The sequence below is a fragment of the Sphingobium sp. B2 genome (assembly GCF_007693735.1).
Lineage (GTDB): Bacteria > Pseudomonadota > Alphaproteobacteria > Sphingomonadales > Sphingomonadaceae > Sphingobium > Sphingobium xenophagum.
In genome coordinates this window covers 1,678,330-1,697,373 of the sequence record NZ_VDBZ01000001.1, presented here as the reverse complement: position 1 = coordinate 1,697,373, position 19,044 = coordinate 1,678,330, and the positions used below count along the sequence as shown (strand labels likewise).

Sequence of the window (19,044 nt, the reverse complement as noted above, 5' to 3'; positions counted from 1 at the left end):
GGTCGATGTTGTAGGACGCTGATGGCGCGTAGATTTGTGTTCTACGTCGATTGGGGTGGCTTCAGCATGGTTCGCCAATGGGGGCAAAGGCACGAGATGATCAGCCGGGCGATAATTTCAGGGGCCATGATAAATTGAGAGCCATGCCCTCCACATCCGAACCGGCCGATGATGCCCGGCTATGGGCGTCGATGGCCAGCGCGCGCGATGCCGGGGCGTTCTGCCGCGCCTGGCTCGATCTGCAATGCGCGCGTACGCCGGGGGCGATTGCGGGCCTTGTCGTGCTGGAAGGGGAGGAGAACAGCTTTGCCCCGGCGGCTTCCTGGCCAGCAGGGCCGCAGGATATTCCCCATTTACGCAAAGTGGCTGAGCAGACCCTGACCAGCGGTCAGGCGGTCGTTGAAAATGACCCCGATCATCCTGCGCATACCGGCATCGCCTATCCCATCGCGGCGGGCGGGCGGACCTATGGCGCGATCGTGCTTGTCATCGCGGGTGCCACGGCGGAGCGATTGCAGCCGATATTGCGCGAACTCCATTGGGGCGTGGGCTGGATATTGTCGATCGTATGGCAGCATCAAGCCAACGAACAGGCCGACAGAAACGCCGCGTCCATCGCCGCGCTGGATGTGCTGGCCGCGGTCGAGGAACATGAGAGTTTCGATGAGTCCGCCGTCAGCCTGTGCAATGCTCTGGCCGTCGCGCTTGAATGTTCACGGGTCAGCTTCGGCAAGGTTTACAAGGACAAGGTCACGCTTGCCGCCATGTCGCATGGCGCATGGTTTCGCAAGAAATCCGATACTGCCGAAGCCATCGAGGCGGCGATGGACGAGGCGCTGGATCAGGGTGTCACACTCAGTGTTCCCTCGTCAGAGGGCAACCGTCTCATCACGCTGCAACAGGTCCGTCTGGCTGCCAACGGCGGATTGATGGCGGTCGCGTCCGTGCCGGTGCTGGATCGCGGACTGCCGGTGGGCGTCATCACGCTGGAGCGCGATGCGGAAGGCGCGTCCTTCGCCCCTCGCGACCTGCTGTTCGCGCAGAGCGTGGCGAGCCTGACGGCGCAATTGCTGGCATTCAAACTGCGTGAGGAGCGCTGGTTCGGTGGTCGAGCCCGGCGGCATATGATGGATGGCGCGCGCGCGCTGTTCGGCCCACGCCGTCCGCTTGCCAAGGCGCTTGGCGTTGCCGCTCTGGTATTGCTGCTGGTCCTGCTTGTGCCGCTTGCCCAGTTCCGCGTCAGCGCTGACGCTGCGCTGGAAGGGCGGGTGCAACGTGCCGCCGCAGTGCCCTTTTCCGGGTTCATCGCCCAGTCCCATGCCCGCGCGGGGGATGTCGTCAAACAGGGCCAGTTGCTCGCCACGCTTGATGATCGGGATTTGCAGATCGATCATGCCCGTTCGGTGAGCGAAGTGCAGCAGCTTGATCGGGAATATCGCAAATCGCTCGCCAAGCACGAGCGGTCGAACATGAATCTCGACGGCGCCAAACTGCGTCAAGCCGAAGCACAACTGCGCCTTATCGAATATAAGCTTGCGCGTACGAACATTCTTGCGCCGCTTTCCGGCGTGCTGGTTTCCGGCGATGTCAGCCAGCTCGTCGGCACCCCTGTCAAGGAAGGCGAAATCCTCTTTGAAGTGGCCCCGCTCGACGATTTTCGCGTCGTCCTGCATGTCGAGGAGGCGGACATCACCTATTTGCGGCCGGGGCAGAAGGGGCGCTTTGCCCCAACCGGCCTTGCCGGGGGAACGGTGCCGTTCGTCGTTACCCGCATCTCCTCCGTAACCGGGACGCAGGACGGCAAGAACACCTTCCGGGTCGAGGCCGAACTGGACAGCGGCGCGCCACGGACGCTGCGTCCGGGCATGGAGGGCATTGCCAAGGTGACGATCGACCGCCGGTCCAATCTCTGGATATGGACCCGCGGACTGCGCAACTGGCTTCAGCTCTTCTTCTGGAAGTGGATTCCCTGAGCGCATCATGGCCAATCCGTTCCACAGCTCGTCATGGTTTCAGGTCGCGCGGCTCCGCCCCCGGCTCAAGGGGCATGTGCGGGTGCGCAGGCACCGCTATCGCGGGCAGGTCTGGTATGTGATCGACGATGGCGCCTCCGGCAAGGCGCACCGCTTCCCCAAGGGCGCCTATGAACTGGCAGGCCGTCTTGACGGAACGACGACTGTCGAAGCGCTTTGGGAACTGCTGGTGGAACGTCTGGGCGAGGACGCACCCAGTCAGGATGACGTCATCGCCGCGCTGGGGCAGCTGCACGCGGCCGACCTGCTTGCCAGCGATACATTGCCTGACACCGGCGAAGCCTATGAGCGGCTCAAGAAGGAGCGTCGCCAGCGCTGGTTGCAAAATCTCAAAAGCCCGATGTCGGTGCGGATCAATCTTGTCGACCCGGATCGTTTCCTCACCCGCCACATGAATCTGGTCGCGCCGCTGTTCAGTGTCGCCGGGGTCTTTCTGTGGCTGTGCGTGGTCGTGCCCGCGCTGCTGCTGGTCGGCACTCACTGGAACGCGATGACCGGCAATCTGGCCGATCGGGTATTGGCAGCCGATAATCTGCTGCTCATCGCGCTCATATATCCGCTGGTCAAATGCATCCATGAACTGGGCCATGGCTTCGCCGCCAAGAATTTCGGGCGCGAAGTGCGGGAAATGGGCGTGATGCTGCTGATCCTCGTGCCCGTGCCCTATGTCGATGCCTCGCATGTCAGCATTCTTGCCAACAAATGGCAGCGGGCGCTGGTCGGCGCGGCGGGCATGATCGCGGAAGTGTTTATCGCCGCGCTTGCGACCTTTGCCTGGGTGTTGATGGAACCGGGGCTCGCGCGGGCTATCGCCTTCAACATCATGCTGATCGCTGGCGTGTCGACCGTGCTGGTCAACGGCAATCCCTTTTTGCGGTTCGATGGCTATTATATCCTGTCGGACCTGATCGAGATTCCCAATCTAGGCAGTCGCGCCAACAGGTTCTGGGCGCATCTGATCGACAAATATATATTCCGCACCGCCGGCGTGCTTCCGTTCGACGCGACGCCGGCCGAAAAGCGCTGGTTCCTTTTCTTCGCCCCGGCTGCGCTGATCGCCCGCATGACGATGCTGATCGCCATCGCGCTGTTCGTGGCCCAGAAATATTTCGTGGTCGGCGTGCTGATTGCGCTCTGGTCGTTGTGGAGCGGGCTGGGCCTGCCGGTCTGGAAGATGTTTGCGCATGTGGTTTCCAGCCCGCAACTGCATGGCAACCGGAAACGGGCGGTCAGGATCACGCTCGGCGTGGTCGGCGCGCTCTTGCTGGCGCTGTTTGCTGTTCCGCTGCCGCTGCACGTCAATGCGCAGGGGATCGTCTGGTTGCCGGAGGAAGCGCATGTGCGCGCCGGCGCCGATGGCGTCATCACCCGGCTGGCGGCGTCCGACGGCACGCCGGTCAAGAAGGGCGCGCTGCTGATGCAGGCGGAAAACCCGGTGCTGGAAGCCGAAGTCGAGCAGATACGCTGGCGCTTGCGCGAACTGGAGGCGGAGGCAGATGCCGAACTGGCCGGCGATCTGGTCAAGCGGCAGATCAGCCAGGACGCATGGCGCGAATATTCCCGCCGACTGGTCGTGCAGGAACAGCGGCTGGGGGATCTGGGCCTGACGGCGGGGACAGATGGCACGTTCATGCTCACCCAGGCCCCGGCGCAGGATTTGCCTGGTCGCTATGTGCAAAAGGGAACGCTACTTGGCTATGTGACGCCCGGCTATGCGGCGGTCGCCCGTGTCGTCGTGCCGCAGGATGATATCGAACTGGTGCGGGCGCGACTGCGCGGCGTGCGTTTCTGGCTGGAGTCCGAACCGGGCAAAAGCTGGGATGGGAGCATTGCCCGCGCGATACCGGGCGGCACCTTCGAACTGCCGAGCGAGGCGCTTTCCACCACGCACGGGGGAAGCATCCCCATCGATCCGAGCGATGAGAAGGGGCTGACGGCGCTCAACCGCGTGTTCCTGTTCGATGTGTCGCTGCCACAGCAATTGCGCGATGCCCGGTTTGGCACCCGCGTTCATGTCCGTCTGCAATTGGGGTGGGAGCCGGTCGGCTGGCAATTCATGCGCCGTCTGCGCCAGCTTTTTCTGACGCAATTCAATGACTGACGCGACGCTTTCGCGCTGGGGCGCGCCCAGTGGCAAGGCGCGCGAAAAGGCCCGCCATTTCTGGCATGAGGCGCGCAGCGACGCCCGCCCGGTCATTGCGCCCTATGCAGAGCGCGGGCCAGCGCCGTCATGGAAATGGGACCGGCCACTCGCGCTCCTGCTTGGCCGCTTCATGCTCGCCGCGCAGCGAGGCGCGTCCGGCCTGCTCGATCGGGCGCAGCATATCGTCCAGCGTTGCGAGGAACTGGCCAATCTGTCCGATGAGGCGCTTGACGCTGCCTGCCGGGAAATCCGCGCCCGGCTGGTCCGCGAACGGCTGGGCGAAGCGGTGGTGGATGAAGCCTTCGCCCTGATCCGCGAAGTCAGCGGTCGGGAACTGGGCCTGCGCCATTTTCCTGTGCAATTGGCCGCCGGGCTGGTGATGCTGGATGGCGGGCTGGCCGAAATGGCGACGGGGGAGGGCAAGACGATCACTGCCTTGCTACCCGCGATCACCGCCGCGATGGCCGGCATGCCGGTGCATGTTTTTACCGTGAACGATTATCTGGCCGAACGCGATTGCAACAAATTGCGCCCCGTGATCGAGCGTTTTGGCCTGAGTTGCGGCCTGATCATCCATGGACAGGAAAATCCCGAACGCCGCGCCGCCTATGGATGTCATATCGTCTATGGCACGAACAAGGAGATGACGTTCGACTATCTGCGCGATCAGACGGCGTTGGGAAAAAGGAGAGGGCAGGGGCGGCGTCTGATTGCTGAGCTGTTTGGCCAGGTTGCGCAGCCCTTGCTGATGCGCGGGCTGCATTTCGCGATCGTGGACGAAGCGGATTCGATCTTCATTGATGAAGCGCGCACGCCGCTGATCCTATCTGCCGAACTGCCCGGCGATGCAGATGGCGTCTATCTCGCGGCGCTGGAACTGGCATCCAAGCTGGAAGAGGGCCGGGACTATATTCTGACCGAAGGCACACGATCGGTGCATCTGACCACGCATGGCAAGGCCAATGTCGCCGAATTGTCCCAAGGGCTGCCGCACACCCAATGGCGGATCAGGCTGGCGCGTGAGGAACTGGCGATGCGGGCGATTTCCGCCACCCGGCTGTTCCTGCGGGATCGCGACTATATCGTGACGGATGGCAAGGTGCAGATTGTCGATGAATCGACCGGCCGGGTCATGGCCGACCGATCGTGGGAAGGCGGCCTGCATCAACTGGTCGAGACGAAGGAAGCCGTCGAGATTTCGGGCGTTCGCAACACCATGGCCCGCATCACCTATCAACGCTTTTTCCGCCGCTATCGCCGGTTGAGCGGCATGACCGGCACGGCCGGGGAGGTGGCGGATGAGTTATGGGCCGATTATGGGCTGAAGGTCGTCGTCATCCCGCGCAATCGGACCAATATGCGCAATGATCGCGGTCATGTGATGGTACGGTCGGCGCAGGACAAATGGGCGTTGGTCGCCGCCGAAGTTGCCCAGGTCCAGGCGCAGGAAGGCGCCCGCCCGGTATTGATCGGCACCCGCTCGGTCGCGGATTCCGAAGCCGTCTCGCACGCACTGGCTGACGCTGGCATAGCGCATCGCGTACTGAACGCGCGTCAGGACGAGGAGGAGGCGGACATCATCGCGCAAGCCGGTGCGCCGGGCGCCGTCACGGTCGCGACCAACATGGCCGGGCGCGGCACTGACATCCTGCTTAGTCCAGAGGCCAAGGCGCTTGGCGGACTGCATGTCATCCTCACGGCCTTTCACGACACCGCACGCATTGATCGTCAATTATTTGGCCGCGCGGCCAGGCAGGGCGACCCCGGCAGCACCATTGCCATCACGGCGCTCGACGACCAGCTCTATTCCGATTTCGCGCCGCGCGCCGCCCGGATCATCGGCTCATCCGTCACGAACTGGCCCCTGATCGATGGCAAGGCGAACATGCTGCGCCGACTGGCCCAGCGCAATGCCGAGAAACGCCATGCCGCCGACCGGCGACAGACTGAACTGGCCGAGGAACGTCTCCGCAAGACGATGGCCTTTGGCGGCGGAGAATAGCGAAGTGCTGATCGCGCCCCGGAAAAAGCGATCGCCTGCCGGTCAATCCGCCTTCACGGTCGGCTGATAGAGGATGCTCTGGTCGAAATTGAGATCCGCCGCGTCCGCCTTGCCCATCACCGCAAGCAGGGCGAAGCCCGCGACATAGGCGTCGCGCCGCGCGGTCAGCATCGTGACCTGGGCATTGAGCAGTTCCTGTTCGGCATTGAGCTGGTCGAGCAACGGGCGCAAACCGGCGCTGACTTCCGCCCGCATCCCGGCCAGCACCTGCTGGTTGGCATTGACCCCGCGCTGCGCCGTGTCGGTCACGTTGGTCGCCGCCTGCCATGTAGCGAAGGCGGATCGCGTTTCGGCAATGACCTTGCCTTCGGCATCCAGCGCCTGCTTGTCGGCGACATCCTGCTTCGCGCGTGCCTGTCGCGTCTGCGCACCTGTGCGCCCGCCATCCAGTATCGGCATTTTCAAGGTCACACCGACAAAGGCCGTCGTCCCGCGATCCCCGTTGCGCGGCCCTGTGCCCTGCTCCAGCGAACCGAGATAATCATATTGATTGAGCCCGCCAATCGCGCTCAATCGCGGGTAGGCCTGCGATCTGGCGACATCAATGTCATACCCCGCGGCGGTCCGCTGCACGCGGGCGGAGGCTATTTCGGGATTGTTGGCCAGCGCCATTTCCACGGCATCGGTGGGCGATGCTGGCATTTGCGGCAAGGGCGGCGGCAGTTCCAGATTTTCGGGCGCCCGGCCCACCAGCCGCAAATATTGCTCCTTGCTTGAAATCAGCCGCGCTCCGGCGGTTTCCAGCTGGCTTTCCGCCAGCGCGAGCCGCGCTTCCGCCTGCGCCACGTCGGTCGGCCCGCGACTGCCCGCGCGGCGGCGATCGTCGGCTTCCTTGACGGTGTAGCGCATCACATCGACATTGTTGCGGTTTAGCCCGACTACCGCCTCGTCGCGCAGCACGTCCATATAGGCGCCCACAACCGCGGAAAACAGGTCTGCCTCCGTCTTGTTCATGCCGAAATGGCTTGCCTCCAGCCGCGCCTTGGCTGCGTTCATACTGCCGCGTACCCCGCCAAAATCGAACACGGGTACATTGGCGTTGATCTGACCGACAAGCTGACGATCCGGGTTGGAGAAAAATCCGCTCGGCGCGGGTTTGCCGGTCAGGACATTTTCCTGATAGGTCGCGCTGCCGTCGACCGTAGGCATACCGGCGGCGCGGGCCAGCGGTACATCCTCTTCGGCAACGCGGATGCTGGCGCGCTGGGCCGATATGGTCGGGTTGTTGCGATAGGCCCCTTCTAGCGCCTGTTGCAGGGTTTCGGCGCTGGCGGACGATGGCAGGATGGCGCATGCAGCGATACCTGCGAAATAGACTTGCTTCCTGGTCATGTCCGTAAAGCTCCTGTCTGATCAGTGGGATGGGACCGCCTATTTGCTCCGCGCGGTAATGCTTGCGGGCTTGCGGTCGATTTCCAGTCGGCAGCGCAGTCCTGCGGGCAGCTTGTTGCCGGGATTGGGCAGTTCGAGACGCATGCCGAACGTGCCGCTGGCCGCATCGAACACGCGATCGATCACCTTGATCCGCGCCCGATATTTTCCTCCGACCGGCGCTTCGGGAAAGATCGACACCTCGTCCCCCACCTGCACCGCGTCCAGTTGCGCGATAGGGGCAAAGACTTCGACATTCAGCGGATCGACCTGCGCGATCGTCAGAATATGCGTCGCGTCGGCGCCCCGATACTCGCCCGGCGCCATGCGGCGCTCCGTCACGATGCCATTGACCGGGCTGCGCACGGTCTTTTGTCCGATCACGCGCTGCGCCTGCACATATTCCAGCCGCGCGACCCGCTGATCTTCCGCCGCCGCCTTGCGCTCTTCCGCGGCGGATTGCGCATTGGCGCGCGCTTCGTCGACGACGTCGCGGGCAAGATATTGGCTGACCTGGTCGGATCGCTGGCTGACCGTGGCGAGATAGGCCGCCCGGCTGGCAGCGGCACGTTCCGTGTGGGGGTTGGACGCACGCGCCTGTGCGGCGGCGGCGGCGGCGCGCTCGACATCGGTGTATAATTGAGCAACGACCTGCCCGCGCTGAACATCATCGCCCCGGTCGACATAGATATTCTGGATCACCCCTTCGACGCCACTATTCACCCGCACGATCTGGCTGGGTTCGATCAGGCAATCTGTGGGACGGGCCGCATCCAATCCGGGCGGAGTCGCAGCATTGCCGCTGCTGGGCCGAATTGGCGTACCGGTGGCCTTAGCGGTTGTAACAGGGCCGGCTGGCGCTGGCGCCTTCTGTTGCGCAGCGGGTGTTTCATCACTGCGGACGACAAGCGTTATCCCGGCAATCAGCGCCAGCGCGCCGCCACCGAAAATAACAGCCTGTTTGCGATCCATCGACCAAGCCTCCCCCAAAGCACGGCATCAGACGGCTCCCGCCATCCATTGCAGCAATTTATGCGACTTGTATCTTTGGCGAAAGGTCGGAAGTCCCCACTTCATTCCGCATCGGCAACCTAGCCAAGCTTGCAAAATGTTGCAACTATTTGTGACGTTGGAAATGTCTTGGAATAGGTCAGGAAATGCCCGGCAATGTCGCCTCTGCTCTGGGTTGGGCGCGTCGTGCAGGCAGGCTGCATTTGACTGGTGACCCCTACGGGCACCCGGCAATCGCAGCAAGGCATTGATTTAACGTCGAAAATTCGCCTCGACGGTAGCCTTATACCATCATAAGTGCCATCTGTCCACCGGGATGATATGGACCAAAATGACGTCGCTTGACCGATGATCTGAGCTATCGACAATTCGTCCCACTTACAACAAAGGTGGCTCTCGGGTTCCCCGAAGATAATTCGCTGGAGATAGTAATTTAGGTCGGTCACTTTTAATGAAGCGGTTTTAGCCTAAACGCGGCACCTCGCCCTGTCTAACTGATCTGTGTATGAAAAACTTGATATGAACCACCCACCTTCAATATTAATAAGGGTAAAAATCGCGTCGCCACACAGTAGTATTTCAGATTTTTTCTGTCCGTTGTTTGAAAAAATAAATTTCGCGGAAACAGTTGCCAGCAGCCCTTGCTCGTCTTCCGTTACTATTCGATAGAGAGACTGAAACGGGGAAGCTAGATTAGTAAGGCTGATGAATGAAGTGCGTGACATAGTGTCAACGCACCCTGCCTTCGGACACCCCGCTCCCTGCGTTGGAACGCTCAAGCCAGATACCGAGGCCTCGCTGAGTAGCAACGCTTCGATCGCGGGCGCATCATTCCGCTCCATGGCTGCAAACAGTTGAACGATCGTTTCATGCGGCGATGGCCTGGAAGAGGATGGCTGCTTGGCAAAGGCTGATGTACCTGCAAAAGTAGCCACTAATGCACAACAAGTGACAAGTGCGCTCATTGGCGGTTTACGGGTCATCGTCACGCAATCTCCTCAAAGCGGATAGGCGAACTTTACGAAGCGGTGACAAGTTTGATGCGCATGCCTGGTTTGACCTGATCCGGTGAATCCAACCCATTGATAGCGAGAAGATGTGCCAGCGGGCTTGCCATTGAGACACGCTTTGCCAAGGTTTGTGCGGTTTCGCCTGGCTTAACCGTCACAACTCTGACGTAGCGGTAGACAGTTCCTTTGTCTGACTTATAGGGTAGGCGTAAGCCATTGATGGTATCGAGAAAACGATCCCGATTGCGCGGCAAATTGGTTCCGCCCTGTTGCTGCGCTAGTTCAACAGCCCGTTTCACGCGATCGAGAGGCTGCGGGTGAGACTGGAGATAAGGTGGCGTTTCGTCTCCAGTCTGTTTGACGAACGAAGCGTACCAATCTCGCTGCTTTTGCAGTTGATACAGCATTCTCGCCGCGCCAAGAGTGTCGAGTCCAAGCTTTCCATCAGCGGCGAAGCCGACCTGATCGGCTTCCAATTCCGCATCCTGGCTATAGGCGATATTCTTGAGCATTAATGCCTCCTTGATTTCAGGAGCTTGCTCGCGGAATCGCCGACTGATCATTCCTAACTTATAGCCCGCCTTTGAAACATTCCGGCGTGCTATCTTTTTGGCTGCATGCCTGTTGATTGCATGGCCAACCTCATGACCAATGAGGGCGGCCAATTCAGCCTCATCATTCACCCAAGCGATCATACCGATGTTAATGTAGACGAACCCTCCTGGGTTGGTGAACGCATTTACATCAGGATCGTTTGTTACGTTAAAAACGAACTGGTCAGGATGCTTAGCCGCCCCTTGCGCTATGCGTTTCGAGACCGCGACAACATACGCGGTAAGTTTCGCATCTGGATAGGCACCTCCGGCTTCGGCGAGCGCGGCCGGATGCGCGCGTACACCATAAGCGCGCTCCTCTAGCGGATTCATAAACATTCCGTAGTTCTGCGCCCAGACGCTTCCGCCTCCGAGAAGCACTGCTGCGAAGGCTCCCCCAAGCAGTAGTTTCTTCCCAATCATCACGTAGCCTCCTCTAGTCCTGTTCAATCCTGAACAAGGCGAATTTGCTCGATCTTCCCGCCGGAGAAGCTGAAATACATCTTGCCGCTTCCTCGGGTTGAGCGAATGGTGGAAAAGACCTGATAGTTGCTGTCTATCTGTGGCGGTTGCGGGCGCACGCCTTGATCGTCGCGGGCAGCATCGCGCATCCTAGCCGCCACAGCCTGCTTGCCGGTCGCGCTGTCGCGCGGTGAGACAAGCCGGACATGGTCATGCAGCAAGGCGATTCCACCATTCAGATCGCCCGAGTTAATCGCGGCGACATACCGCGCGGCAATGGCGCGCCCCGCACTGGCCTCGCGCTCAAGGCGGGCGCGCAACTCCGCACTTGCGGCGGCACGGCGGCGCTGTTCGGCTTCTGCCTCCGCGAGTGCCAACGCATCCCGGCGTGTCTTGAGGTCTGCGATAATCTGGCCGCCAGCGCTGCCCGAAGGTGACGGTGTGACTTCCAAAGCGGTAACGATCCGGTCGAGCGCGGCCGGTGTGCGTGCCGCTTCGGCGGCGGCAGCAATCTGGGCAGAATTATATTCGATCAATGATGCCTGCAAAAGTCCCAGGCAACGATTATACTTCTCGACCAGAGGCGTGAGCGCGCCGCCAAAGCCTTGCGCCAGTTCCTCCAACTTGCGTCCGTCAGCAGCATAGGGCGCGAGCGGGTGCGGTCCGCCGCCGACAAGATCAACGCCGCCATCGAGCCGCGACATTTCCACCCAACTCGCCAGCATCCATTGTGCAAGCGCGCTGGTCGTACGTGCTGAAGTCGCGGCGATCGAATCGTCCAGCGCGGCAAAGCTTTCTTGCATAGAACGGCTGGGCTTGCCGCCTTGCGCGGCGATTTCCGCCTCGATCACCCGGCGCGCGCGTATCGCCTCCGCCATCGAAGCAAGGCGACTGTTAGCAAAAGCCCAATTCTCCTGACGGGCATGCGAGATTTCGTCTGTCGTAGAAAGACCGGCAACCGAAAGTGGATGCCCCATATCAGGACAGGCGAAAGCCTGTGCCCAAGCGAGTGCCTGGTGGCCTCGCGCGATCGCGGCGTCATCCTCCTGCGTGCGGGCTGCAACCGTAGTGTTTGCAAGCAGAGCGGTCATAAGCAATATGCTTCGGCCAAAACGAAGCACGCCTATTTCTCCTGACGCAGTTTGGGTTGAGCCGCCCCGGCTGTTAGCAGCGCCTCCTGTCCAATCCGCGCGCCATTGGAGTCGAACGAGGCGCTAACGATCTGAGCGCCGCGTAAGGCATAGCCGCTGCATACCTGATTGCCATAGGGCTTGAGTCGCTCGCGCAGGTCAGTCGCCATACGTGCCCGCGCGGCAGGACTGGACGTTCCGCCCATCACTTCGATTTTAGCCTGCTGCGGGTCGGAGCAGAGGAAGCCGCTCTTGTTAGCGGCGGCATAAGTCAACACGGCCTGAGTGCCCTGACCATCGAGCAACGAACGTGCAACAACTGTTGCACCATCTTCGCTCGCATTCCGGAACTCGCTGGATGACGTGCAGCTTCCTGCTTGCGGGCTGGAACAGAAATATGGCTTGCCCTTGGTTGCCGTCATGACCGCGCCAAAGGCCGAAAAATCCCGCCGCTTTGCGAAATTGGCGCGATCCGCGCTGGTGCCCCGCTGCCCACCTGCCAAGAGGCTAGAATCCTTCGAGCTACCTAGTTCGAGCAGGAGCCAGTTGCTCTCCCCTTCCGCTACAGCATTATAGACAATCTCACCGTTAACGGTGCCTTTCGCGGCAACCAGTTTCACGCGGGGACAGGTCCGCCGTACCGAAGTCACAACATTGTTCATCAGTCGTGTCGCTACGCCATCCTTGTTGAAAGTGGCACGATCCTTCCCGTTGAAAATGAAGGCAACTTCATCACCGCAGCGCGGGCCTGAGAAGGCCGCTGATAGCGAATTGTCCACGCTGGTCATGAAGGGCCGATTTCCAAGCATCTGGCCATGGGTCGCTCCGCCGCCCATCAGCAGGCAGGTGAAGGATATTGCAAGCAGTGCATGCCTGTTCCGGATAGCAGAGATCATCGACATCATCCTTGGCGTCAGAAAATCGTGAGGGACCGCGCATGGGCATCGTCTACTCGCCCTGCGCGCAGCAATTGGGAAAGCTGAACCGTCTGTGCGGCAACCAGTTGAGTATAGGGAGTGGTTCCTCGCGTCGGCAGATCATTGAGGATCGACGATGCACGCTTTGCAGCGGCATCATCTTTCGTTCCCAACAGTGCAACGACTTCTGTCAGGCGAATGCCTGGGTCATCGGGTTCCAGCTTGATCGCCTCACCGAACAGGGTGTCGCCTTTCTGGCGTGATGCGCCATAGACCATCGCGCCAATTCGCGACCGCCGCACTACTTCATAGTGCCACGCCCCCCCTAGCGCCTTCGTCCAGCCTTCATCGCCTAGCTTTTGCTCAGCCATATCCAATGCTTCTCGGCTACGGCGCGGGTAGCCTTCACGAAGGGACGAAGACGTGGAATTGCTGCGCACGAGCGTTCCGATCGCGGCGATTTCGACCAGCAACGTTGGTACGGCGAGTGGCGTGATCTGATCCAGCGTCCGTCGAGCAATGGTTTCACGTTCAATTTCCGGCTTGCCGACGGTAGAAAGCAGGAAATCGCGTAAATGACTAATTGCCGTTGAATTGCTGGACCCGGCGAGCAAAGGCGAATGTTCACAAATAAGTAACATTGCTGTACCGAAAACCAACGCACGCCTATCGCAAAGCATCTGCTCGCGCCCCACAGCAATTCCCCGAATCCGCCATTTGTTTCCATATTGGACCGTCAACAAATGGTCCATCAAAAATCGTTACGCCTGCATAAATTTTATCCTTGAATTGCGCCGCGATACAACTAGGCACTTTTCTGCCTTCAGGGGGGATTCGGATGAAGACGGGTTTGAATGGCTGGTCGAGCGCGCGTATCCTGTTGTGCTGCGCTTTGGCTACTCAACTTACAATATTGCCTGTTACGCAAACGTCCGTTGCCTGGGCCGCCCCATCGTCGCAGGACGATAGCGATGATAGTGATGCAGATGAAGGGCGCTCATTGTCGGAGATGATTGCTGATCGCAATCGAGAACAGGCAGAGAAAGCAAAGAAGGTAAAGAAGACAGGCGGGATTATCGGTGCCATCGGCGGCATTGGAACGGCATTGCTGTGTGGTGCGGGTAAGAGCGGGGCATCAACGACTACTAAACTTCTCTGCACAGCGGCTGGCGCGGCTGTCGCCTATACGGCCGTGCTGATTTCTGACGCCATCGCCAAGAAACTGGTCGAGAAAGATCAGAAAAAGGTACTCGCCGCAGCAAGCCAGTCGCTGCGTACCGGCGAACCGCAACAACTTACTTTACCTGACAGTTCCGCTAGCGCTTCGGTTGCAGGCAGTGGACAGCCAGTCTTCCGCGAAGCGACGGTGAATATCTTTTATGATACCGTGCGCGTCGCTGATGTTAATAAGATAAAGGTGATCGCTGAACCCTATGTCGTGACAAAGGCTAACACGATTCTCCGGGATGCGCCTTCCGCATCAGGGAAGGTTTCAGGCAAGCTTGCCGCCAATCAACCGCTTTACGTCTCCGGCCAGGTGGACAATTCCGACTGGTATCTGGTTTCGGAGCGAGTGGTCGAAGGCGACGATTCAGCCATGATGGCGGTGGGCTATGTAGAATCAAAGCAGTTGAAGCCTGCCGCGCCTAATGCCGAATTGCCGGGTAAAGCACCGCCATCCACGATTGCCCGCAAAGATGTTCTGGCAGTGCTGAAGTGTGACAAGATCGGCTTCGCCGTCAGGGATTCCAAGGGCAAGCAAACCAACAGCACGTCCGAGCTATGCCTTGGTCCAGAGGGCACGCCAATTTCGGCGTGATAGTCGCCACGGGTGTGAGCAACGACTTGGGACAACAGGCAACGCCTTCGTCGTTGGAATACGGCCATCGACCTCCCTGCGAGCCGAGTTTTACTCCCCCCTTTTTGCAAGCTCCCACCGATTGGCCTTCCGTTTGGAACTGGATCGGGACGGCAAGGCAGAATGCGCTGGAACTATTCCCACAAGCCTGTTTTGCAGACCTCATGGCCACTCATAGCGTGGTCGGCCAGCGAATCGTCATCCTGTCTGATCCGGCGACTATTGCGGAAGTCACCGGCAGCGCATCCTCGAACTATACTCTTACCAACATGCATCTGAGAATGTTGGCTCCAGCACTGGGGCGAGGTGTCATTGTCGCTGAGGGCGAGTCATGGCGACGCCAGCGCCGGGCAGCGATACGTATCGTCGCCGCAGCAAACGAGCAACATACTTCAACATTCACTGATGATCGTATCGCGGCGCTGATCACGCATTGGCGGTCCACGCCCGGTCCCGTAGCCATTCAGAGTGACCTGACTCTTCTGGCTATTGACCTTCTGGCGGCGGAACTTTTCCATCACTACAAGAGTGTTGCGGATAGCCGTGTGCTGGATGCCATCGGCCGTCATCGCGTGATGATCGAACGCGCCGATCTTCTTGACATGATCGGAGCGCCTCCGTGGCTATCAACGCCCCGGTTGCGGCGTGCAAAGCGGTTGATCGGCGGCTTCGATGGGGACATTCACGAAGCTATCCGGCAAAGTTCCAATTTCTCCCCTCCGGCGGATTTCGACGCGGCAGCTCAGCGCGATTTGGTAGTCAACCTGATGTCCGGTTTCGAGTCCATCGCCACGACGGCAGTGTGGCTGCTCGGACTCATCGCCACACATGAACCTCTCTATCATTGGTTGACGGACAATCATCTCACACCATCCGTGCGCGTGGAACGGATGCAGTCGGCGATTACCGAAACCCTTCGTCTCTATCCGCCGTTGCCGCTGGTCTATCGACAGGCACTAGGCGATCACGAAACACGCGTAGGCATCATTCCGCGTGGAGCGATGGTGTGCATATCGCCCTACGTCGTGCAACGGCATGCTCAATTGTGGACAGATCCATGCCTTTTTGATCCCAAGCGAGGAATGCCGATGGCGAAGGTATCCCCTTATATACCGTTTGGGGCTGGCGCCCGGCAGTGCGTCGGGCGTCATGTCGGTCCGCGAATCGTCGCGCTGATTGTTTCAACGATCTTGGCACACCTTCGGCCGCGCCTGCACGGTATGTTCCCTGTCCCACGCGCGGGTCTGAGCCTTCGCCCGGCCACGCCGTTAATGGTGGCCTTCGATCATGGCTGATTCATCTGGCGTCATGGGCCGTATTGAGACGGCCGCCGCGTATTGGTTGGTCCAGCATGCGCGCCTGCTCTTCTGGTTGGGCCTCGCCGCCGCCCTGATCGCGACGGCAGGCTTCTCCCAAATGAAACTACGCAACGACTATCGTTCCTTCTTCGATCATGGCGATCCGATTCTGGAGCGGACCGACCGCCTCTCCGAACGCATGGGCAACAGCCGGGAAACGGCGATCATCCTCTATCGTCCGCAGGACGGCAACGCGCTGAGTGCGGTTAGCATCCTTCAGTATAGTCAACTCGCCGATCAAGCAAAGGCACTGCCCTTCGTCACGAAGGCGGAATCCTGGTATGATGCCGAGAAAGTCATAGCCTTGCCCGGCAAGGATGAAACGGGCAGGCCGCGCCGGGCACTGGTGCCGTTCGCCGAAGGGACCGACCTGTTCACGCCAGAGGGGCTAAAGCTGCTCGCGGCAGACATTGCCTACTCGCCGACGATCAATGGGCGATATGTCGCTCGCGATCGTTCCAGCGCGACGGTGATGCTCCAGATTGATTTGGAAAGTGCCAAAGGCAGCAGAGTTCAGAAACTTGAAGCACTCGAACGTCAAGTCGGCCGCATTGAGCAGGACCTTCAGCGGCTGGCTCCTGGGGATCGGCTGCTACTGGTCGGGTCCACCTTGTTTGACTATGCCAGCACTCAAGTTCTTCGGGCAGATGTAAAGCGACTATTTCCGATCGCTCTATTCATCATCATAGTGACGATCCAGTATCTCTACCGTTCGTATAAATTCACCGCTTTTGCTGTTCTGCTTATTCTTCTGCCGGTGATTGCGACTGGAGGGGTGATCGCAGCCGCTGGCTTCGAGTTCTCGACGCTAACCATTTCTGCGCTGTTGCTCGTAGGCACCCTAGCCGTCGCTGACATATTACATATTGCGAATAGCTTCTTTCTGGTCAGCGCCACGGAAAACGATCCCGTGTCCGCCTTGCGCAAAGCTCTGTCGAAGAACTTCTGGGCTGTGACGGCAACCAGCTCGACCACGGCGGTAGGTGAGATCGCGCTGCTCTTCAGCACTGCGCCCCCGGTCAGGGTCATGGGAATCACCGTGATCGTCGGCGTTGTCATCGCCTGGCTGTTGGCGGTCATGATGTTGCCCTGGGCTCTGCTGCATATCCGCAAGGTGCGTCAGGGCGGGGCGACCTTATTGAGTGGACCATTGGCCCGCATGTCGATGGCTTGCGCGCGGCGTCCTTGGCCCGTTCTTGGTGGTTTCGCACTGCTGATGATTGTGTCCGTATACGGCATTTCGCTCAGTCGCGTCGATGACAGCATGAGCGCCTGGTTCTCCAAGGAAACACGATTCCGTCAGGGTATGGACATGCTTGACGCGCAATATCTGGGTTTGAGGACGATGACTCTGGCCACCCGCGTCGATGACAAGGATCGCACGATCGCGGATTCCGAGCGCGAAGCTATCCCGGTGCAAGAGCATTACGCCCGAATTCAAGATCGGTTAAATGCCGCGACCGATGGCTATTGGTTGAGCGCGGTTACGGCGTCACGCGCGTTCTCCGAACGTCTTTCCCAACCGGGGCCAACCGGATTGCGGCCAAATCCTATGATGATTTCAGAATCCCCATCACCGCTTTCATCTCGTGTGTTGTCGGATGCGGGGCTTATGACGCAGTTCGAGCCTGGCAAGGTTGACTATGCCGTGTCCTATTTCGATCCGCGCGGCACCACCACATTTGAAACCCTGCATGCAGCGGATCGAATCGCAAGCGTCGCACGATCGAGCGCGCCTGATCGCGATCCTCAAGTCCAAGGCGTGTCCTTAGCGTTCGCATCGCTTAGTGCCCGTAACTTCTATAGCATGGTCAGTGGTTCCGTTGCAGCTTTCGCCATCATGACGGTTTCTCTGATGGTCGTGTTCGGATCATGGCGTTTGGGCCTGCTGAGCATGGTCCCCAATCTTGCACCGCTGCTGCTGGTTTACGGATTTTGGGGCTATTGGGACGGCCGAATCAACATGGCTGCGGTGAGCGTTTTCAGCGTCGCTTGCGGCATCATTGTGGACGACACTATCCATCTGGTGCTGATGTACCGCCGCTTTCGAGCCGCAGGCGCGTCTGTGGAAAGTGCCATCGGACAGGCGTTGGAATCCAGCGGAACAGGTGTGTTGGCAACGACGATCGTGATAGCTTCCGGATTTTTCTTGCTAGGGTTCTCGAATTTTCATCTAACGGCTCAGAAGGCCATGATGGTGGGTGCAGCGATCACAGTGGCGTTCTTCTTTGATTTGTTTGCCATGCCTGCCCTCTTGGCAACCACTGATCGCCTTGGAATGATGATGCGCAATAGGCTGCGTAGGGAAAGGGCGATTGTTCAATAAATATGGCAGTCATTTGCTAATATTGAACTGAATATTACAACGAATCGGCTTTTTCGCCTTCGCGGTCGTCTCTCGGCATTTTTCGATAGCGTCACGATTATCGTGCAGTATTTCAGCGGCTTGATTTAGGGCTTGCCATGCTCGTGGGCTATCGGCCCGGATCAGGCGGATGCCTGCATCCCATAGCGTCGGTTCGCCCATCGTACGCCGTGCAACCCGTTCGGGCCAATGCCAGCTATTAGGCGCAAGGCTCGCCGCCCATCCCGGATAGAACAGCCACAGCAGCGATGCCGCCAGCGCCGTGCCTATGCCGGTATAGACCATGTGCCGGTGTTGCTGATCCTTGGCGCGGATCGCGCCGATGGCTTTCATCTGGTCGGCATGGGTTTCACGCAAAAGCGCCTGTGCCTGTTTGATGGTCGCCTTGTCCGTTTCCCGCGCCGCTTCCGCCGACACTATGATCCGTTCCGCCATGCTCTCCGGGGTTAGCTTGAGTGCTTCGGACTGCGACAGCGCCTTCATGTGCTTGGCGAACTCGACCAGGACGGCGTTGATCTTGCCAAGCGTCGGATTGTAGTCGGGAACCTCGATGCCCTGCTTCTCGACGGCGATATGCTCAAGCGCGCGGGCGATCACCGCCAGACGGCCGTCAAGCCGCTGCTCCATCTGCTCCACGCGCGCCGCCAGGCGGGTGAACGCCTCCGCCGCCGTGCCGGCCGGCGGTTCGGGTTCCGGCCCGTTCAACAGGGTTTGTTCGTCCATCGTCACAT

Annotated in this window: 14 protein-coding genes; 6 read left to right on the top strand and 8 right to left on the bottom strand. The window is 59.8% G+C overall.

The genetic code is table 11. The features are described 5' to 3' along the window. Nucleotides 1-143: 143 nt before the first annotated feature. The 3 genes from FE851_RS08360 to FE851_RS08350 are packed head-to-tail and all read left to right on the top strand — an operon-like array spanning nt 144 to nt 6,178. Nucleotides 144-1,973: an HlyD family efflux transporter periplasmic adaptor subunit gene (locus FE851_RS08360; RefSeq protein ID WP_145201566.1), complete on the top strand. Its 1,830-nt coding sequence runs from the start codon at nt 144-146 to the stop codon at nt 1,971-1,973. 7 nt (nt 1,974-1,980) lie between these two features. Then, nucleotides 1,981-4,134: a peptidase M50 gene (locus FE851_RS08355; RefSeq protein ID WP_145201563.1), complete on the top strand. Its 2,154-nt coding sequence runs from the start codon at nt 1,981-1,983 to the stop codon at nt 4,132-4,134. After that, on the top strand, nt 4,127-6,178 hold the full coding sequence (locus FE851_RS08350; protein ID WP_145201560.1) for a DEAD/DEAH box helicase: 2,052 nt from the start codon (nt 4,127-4,129) through the stop codon (nt 6,176-6,178). The genes FE851_RS08355 and FE851_RS08350 overlap by 8 nt, the downstream gene beginning before the upstream one ends. Before the next feature lie 42 nt (nt 6,179-6,220). Here FE851_RS08350 and FE851_RS08345 read toward each other — a convergent pair whose 3' ends face one another. From FE851_RS08345 to FE851_RS08315, 7 genes are all read right to left on the bottom strand, one after another. After that, nucleotides 6,221-7,570, bottom strand: a complete 1,350-nt coding sequence (locus FE851_RS08345; RefSeq protein WP_107123557.1) for a TolC family outer membrane protein — start codon at nt 7,568-7,570, stop codon at nt 6,221-6,223. Nucleotides 7,571-7,609: 39 nt separating this feature from the next. Beyond that, complete coding sequence (locus tag FE851_RS08340) at nt 7,610-8,581, bottom strand: efflux RND transporter periplasmic adaptor subunit (RefSeq protein WP_145201557.1); 972 nt, start codon at nt 8,579-8,581, stop codon at nt 7,610-7,612. A 506-nt stretch (nt 8,582-9,087) separates the two neighbouring features. Then, entirely contained in the window at nt 9,088-9,603 is a 516-nt protein-coding gene (locus FE851_RS08335) for a hypothetical protein (RefSeq protein ID WP_145201554.1), read from the bottom strand. A 35-nt stretch (nt 9,604-9,638) separates the two neighbouring features. Then, the gene (locus FE851_RS08330; protein WP_145201552.1) at nt 9,639-10,646 is read right to left on the bottom strand and encodes a M48 family metalloprotease; all 1,008 of its coding nucleotides are present in this window, start codon (nt 10,644-10,646) and stop codon (nt 9,639-9,641) included. A 23-nt stretch (nt 10,647-10,669) separates the two neighbouring features. Next, nucleotides 10,670-11,776 carry a hypothetical protein gene (locus FE851_RS08325; protein WP_145201549.1) on the bottom strand — a complete coding sequence of 369 codons (1,107 nt, stop codon included), beginning with the start codon at nt 11,774-11,776 and terminating at the stop codon, nt 10,670-10,672. Nucleotides 11,777-11,808: 32 nt separating this feature from the next. After that, on the bottom strand, nt 11,809-12,720 hold the full coding sequence (locus FE851_RS08320) for a hypothetical protein (RefSeq protein ID WP_145201546.1): 912 nt from the start codon (nt 12,718-12,720) through the stop codon (nt 11,809-11,811). A gap of 8 nt (nt 12,721-12,728) precedes the next feature. Next, complete coding sequence (locus FE851_RS08315) at nt 12,729-13,484, bottom strand: hypothetical protein (protein WP_145201544.1); 756 nt, start codon at nt 13,482-13,484, stop codon at nt 12,729-12,731. A gap of 86 nt (nt 13,485-13,570) precedes the next feature. Between FE851_RS08315 and FE851_RS08310 the strand changes: the two genes are divergently transcribed. From FE851_RS08310 to FE851_RS08300, 3 genes are read left to right on the top strand one after another with little or no spacing between them, the layout of a single operon-like run. Continuing rightward, nucleotides 13,571-14,551, top strand: coding sequence for an SH3 domain-containing protein (locus FE851_RS08310; protein WP_145201541.1), 981 nt, complete (start codon nt 13,571-13,573; stop codon nt 14,549-14,551). Next, the gene (locus FE851_RS08305; protein WP_145201537.1) at nt 14,515-15,885 is read left to right on the top strand and encodes a cytochrome P450; all 1,371 of its coding nucleotides are present in this window, start codon (nt 14,515-14,517) and stop codon (nt 15,883-15,885) included. Before FE851_RS08310 ends, FE851_RS08305 begins: the two co-directional genes overlap by 37 nt. Continuing rightward, a complete protein-coding gene (locus tag FE851_RS08300) occupies nt 15,878-18,274 on the top strand; it encodes an efflux RND transporter permease subunit (protein WP_145201534.1) in 2,397 nt (798 codons plus the stop codon). Before FE851_RS08305 ends, FE851_RS08300 begins: the two co-directional genes overlap by 8 nt. 9 nt (nt 18,275-18,283) lie before the next feature. Here the strand turns inward: FE851_RS08300 and FE851_RS08295 are convergent, their stop codons facing one another. Next, a complete protein-coding gene (locus FE851_RS08295; protein ID WP_145201531.1) occupies nt 18,284-19,036 on the bottom strand; it encodes a DUF6118 family protein in 753 nt (250 codons plus the stop codon). Between the last annotated feature and the right edge of the window lie 8 nt (nt 19,037-19,044).

Excerpts from the sequence above, each read along its gene's own strand:
- FE851_RS08350 (WP_145201560.1), top strand. The coding sequence starts at position 4,127 with ATGACTGACGCGACGCTTTCGCGCTGGGGCGCGCCCAGTGGCAAGGCG.
- FE851_RS08330 (WP_145201552.1), bottom strand. The coding sequence starts at position 10,646 with ATGATTGGGAAGAAACTACTGCTTGGGGGAGCCTTCGCAGCAGTGCTT.
- FE851_RS08335 (WP_145201554.1), bottom strand. The coding sequence starts at position 9,603 with ATGACCCGTAAACCGCCAATGAGCGCACTTGTCACTTGTTGTGCATTA.
- FE851_RS08360 (WP_145201566.1), top strand. The coding sequence starts at position 144 with ATGCCCTCCACATCCGAACCGGCCGATGATGCCCGGCTATGGGCGTCG.
- FE851_RS08300 (WP_145201534.1), top strand. The coding sequence starts at position 15,878 with ATGGCTGATTCATCTGGCGTCATGGGCCGTATTGAGACGGCCGCCGCG.
- FE851_RS08345 (WP_107123557.1), bottom strand. The coding sequence starts at position 7,570 with ATGACCAGGAAGCAAGTCTATTTCGCAGGTATCGCTGCATGCGCCATC.
- FE851_RS08295 (WP_145201531.1), bottom strand. The coding sequence starts at position 19,036 with ATGGACGAACAAACCCTGTTGAACGGGCCGGAACCCGAACCGCCGGCC.
- FE851_RS08320 (WP_145201546.1), bottom strand. The coding sequence starts at position 12,720 with ATGATGTCGATGATCTCTGCTATCCGGAACAGGCATGCACTGCTTGCA.
- FE851_RS08315 (WP_145201544.1), bottom strand. The coding sequence starts at position 13,484 with ATGGACCATTTGTTGACGGTCCAATATGGAAACAAATGGCGGATTCGG.
- FE851_RS08325 (WP_145201549.1), bottom strand. The coding sequence starts at position 11,776 with ATGACCGCTCTGCTTGCAAACACTACGGTTGCAGCCCGCACGCAGGAG.
- FE851_RS08305 (WP_145201537.1), top strand. The coding sequence starts at position 14,515 with ATGCCTTGGTCCAGAGGGCACGCCAATTTCGGCGTGATAGTCGCCACG.
- FE851_RS08355 (WP_145201563.1), top strand. The coding sequence starts at position 1,981 with ATGGCCAATCCGTTCCACAGCTCGTCATGGTTTCAGGTCGCGCGGCTC.
- FE851_RS08340 (WP_145201557.1), bottom strand. The coding sequence starts at position 8,581 with ATGGATCGCAAACAGGCTGTTATTTTCGGTGGCGGCGCGCTGGCGCTG.
- FE851_RS08310 (WP_145201541.1), top strand. The coding sequence starts at position 13,571 with ATGAAGACGGGTTTGAATGGCTGGTCGAGCGCGCGTATCCTGTTGTGC.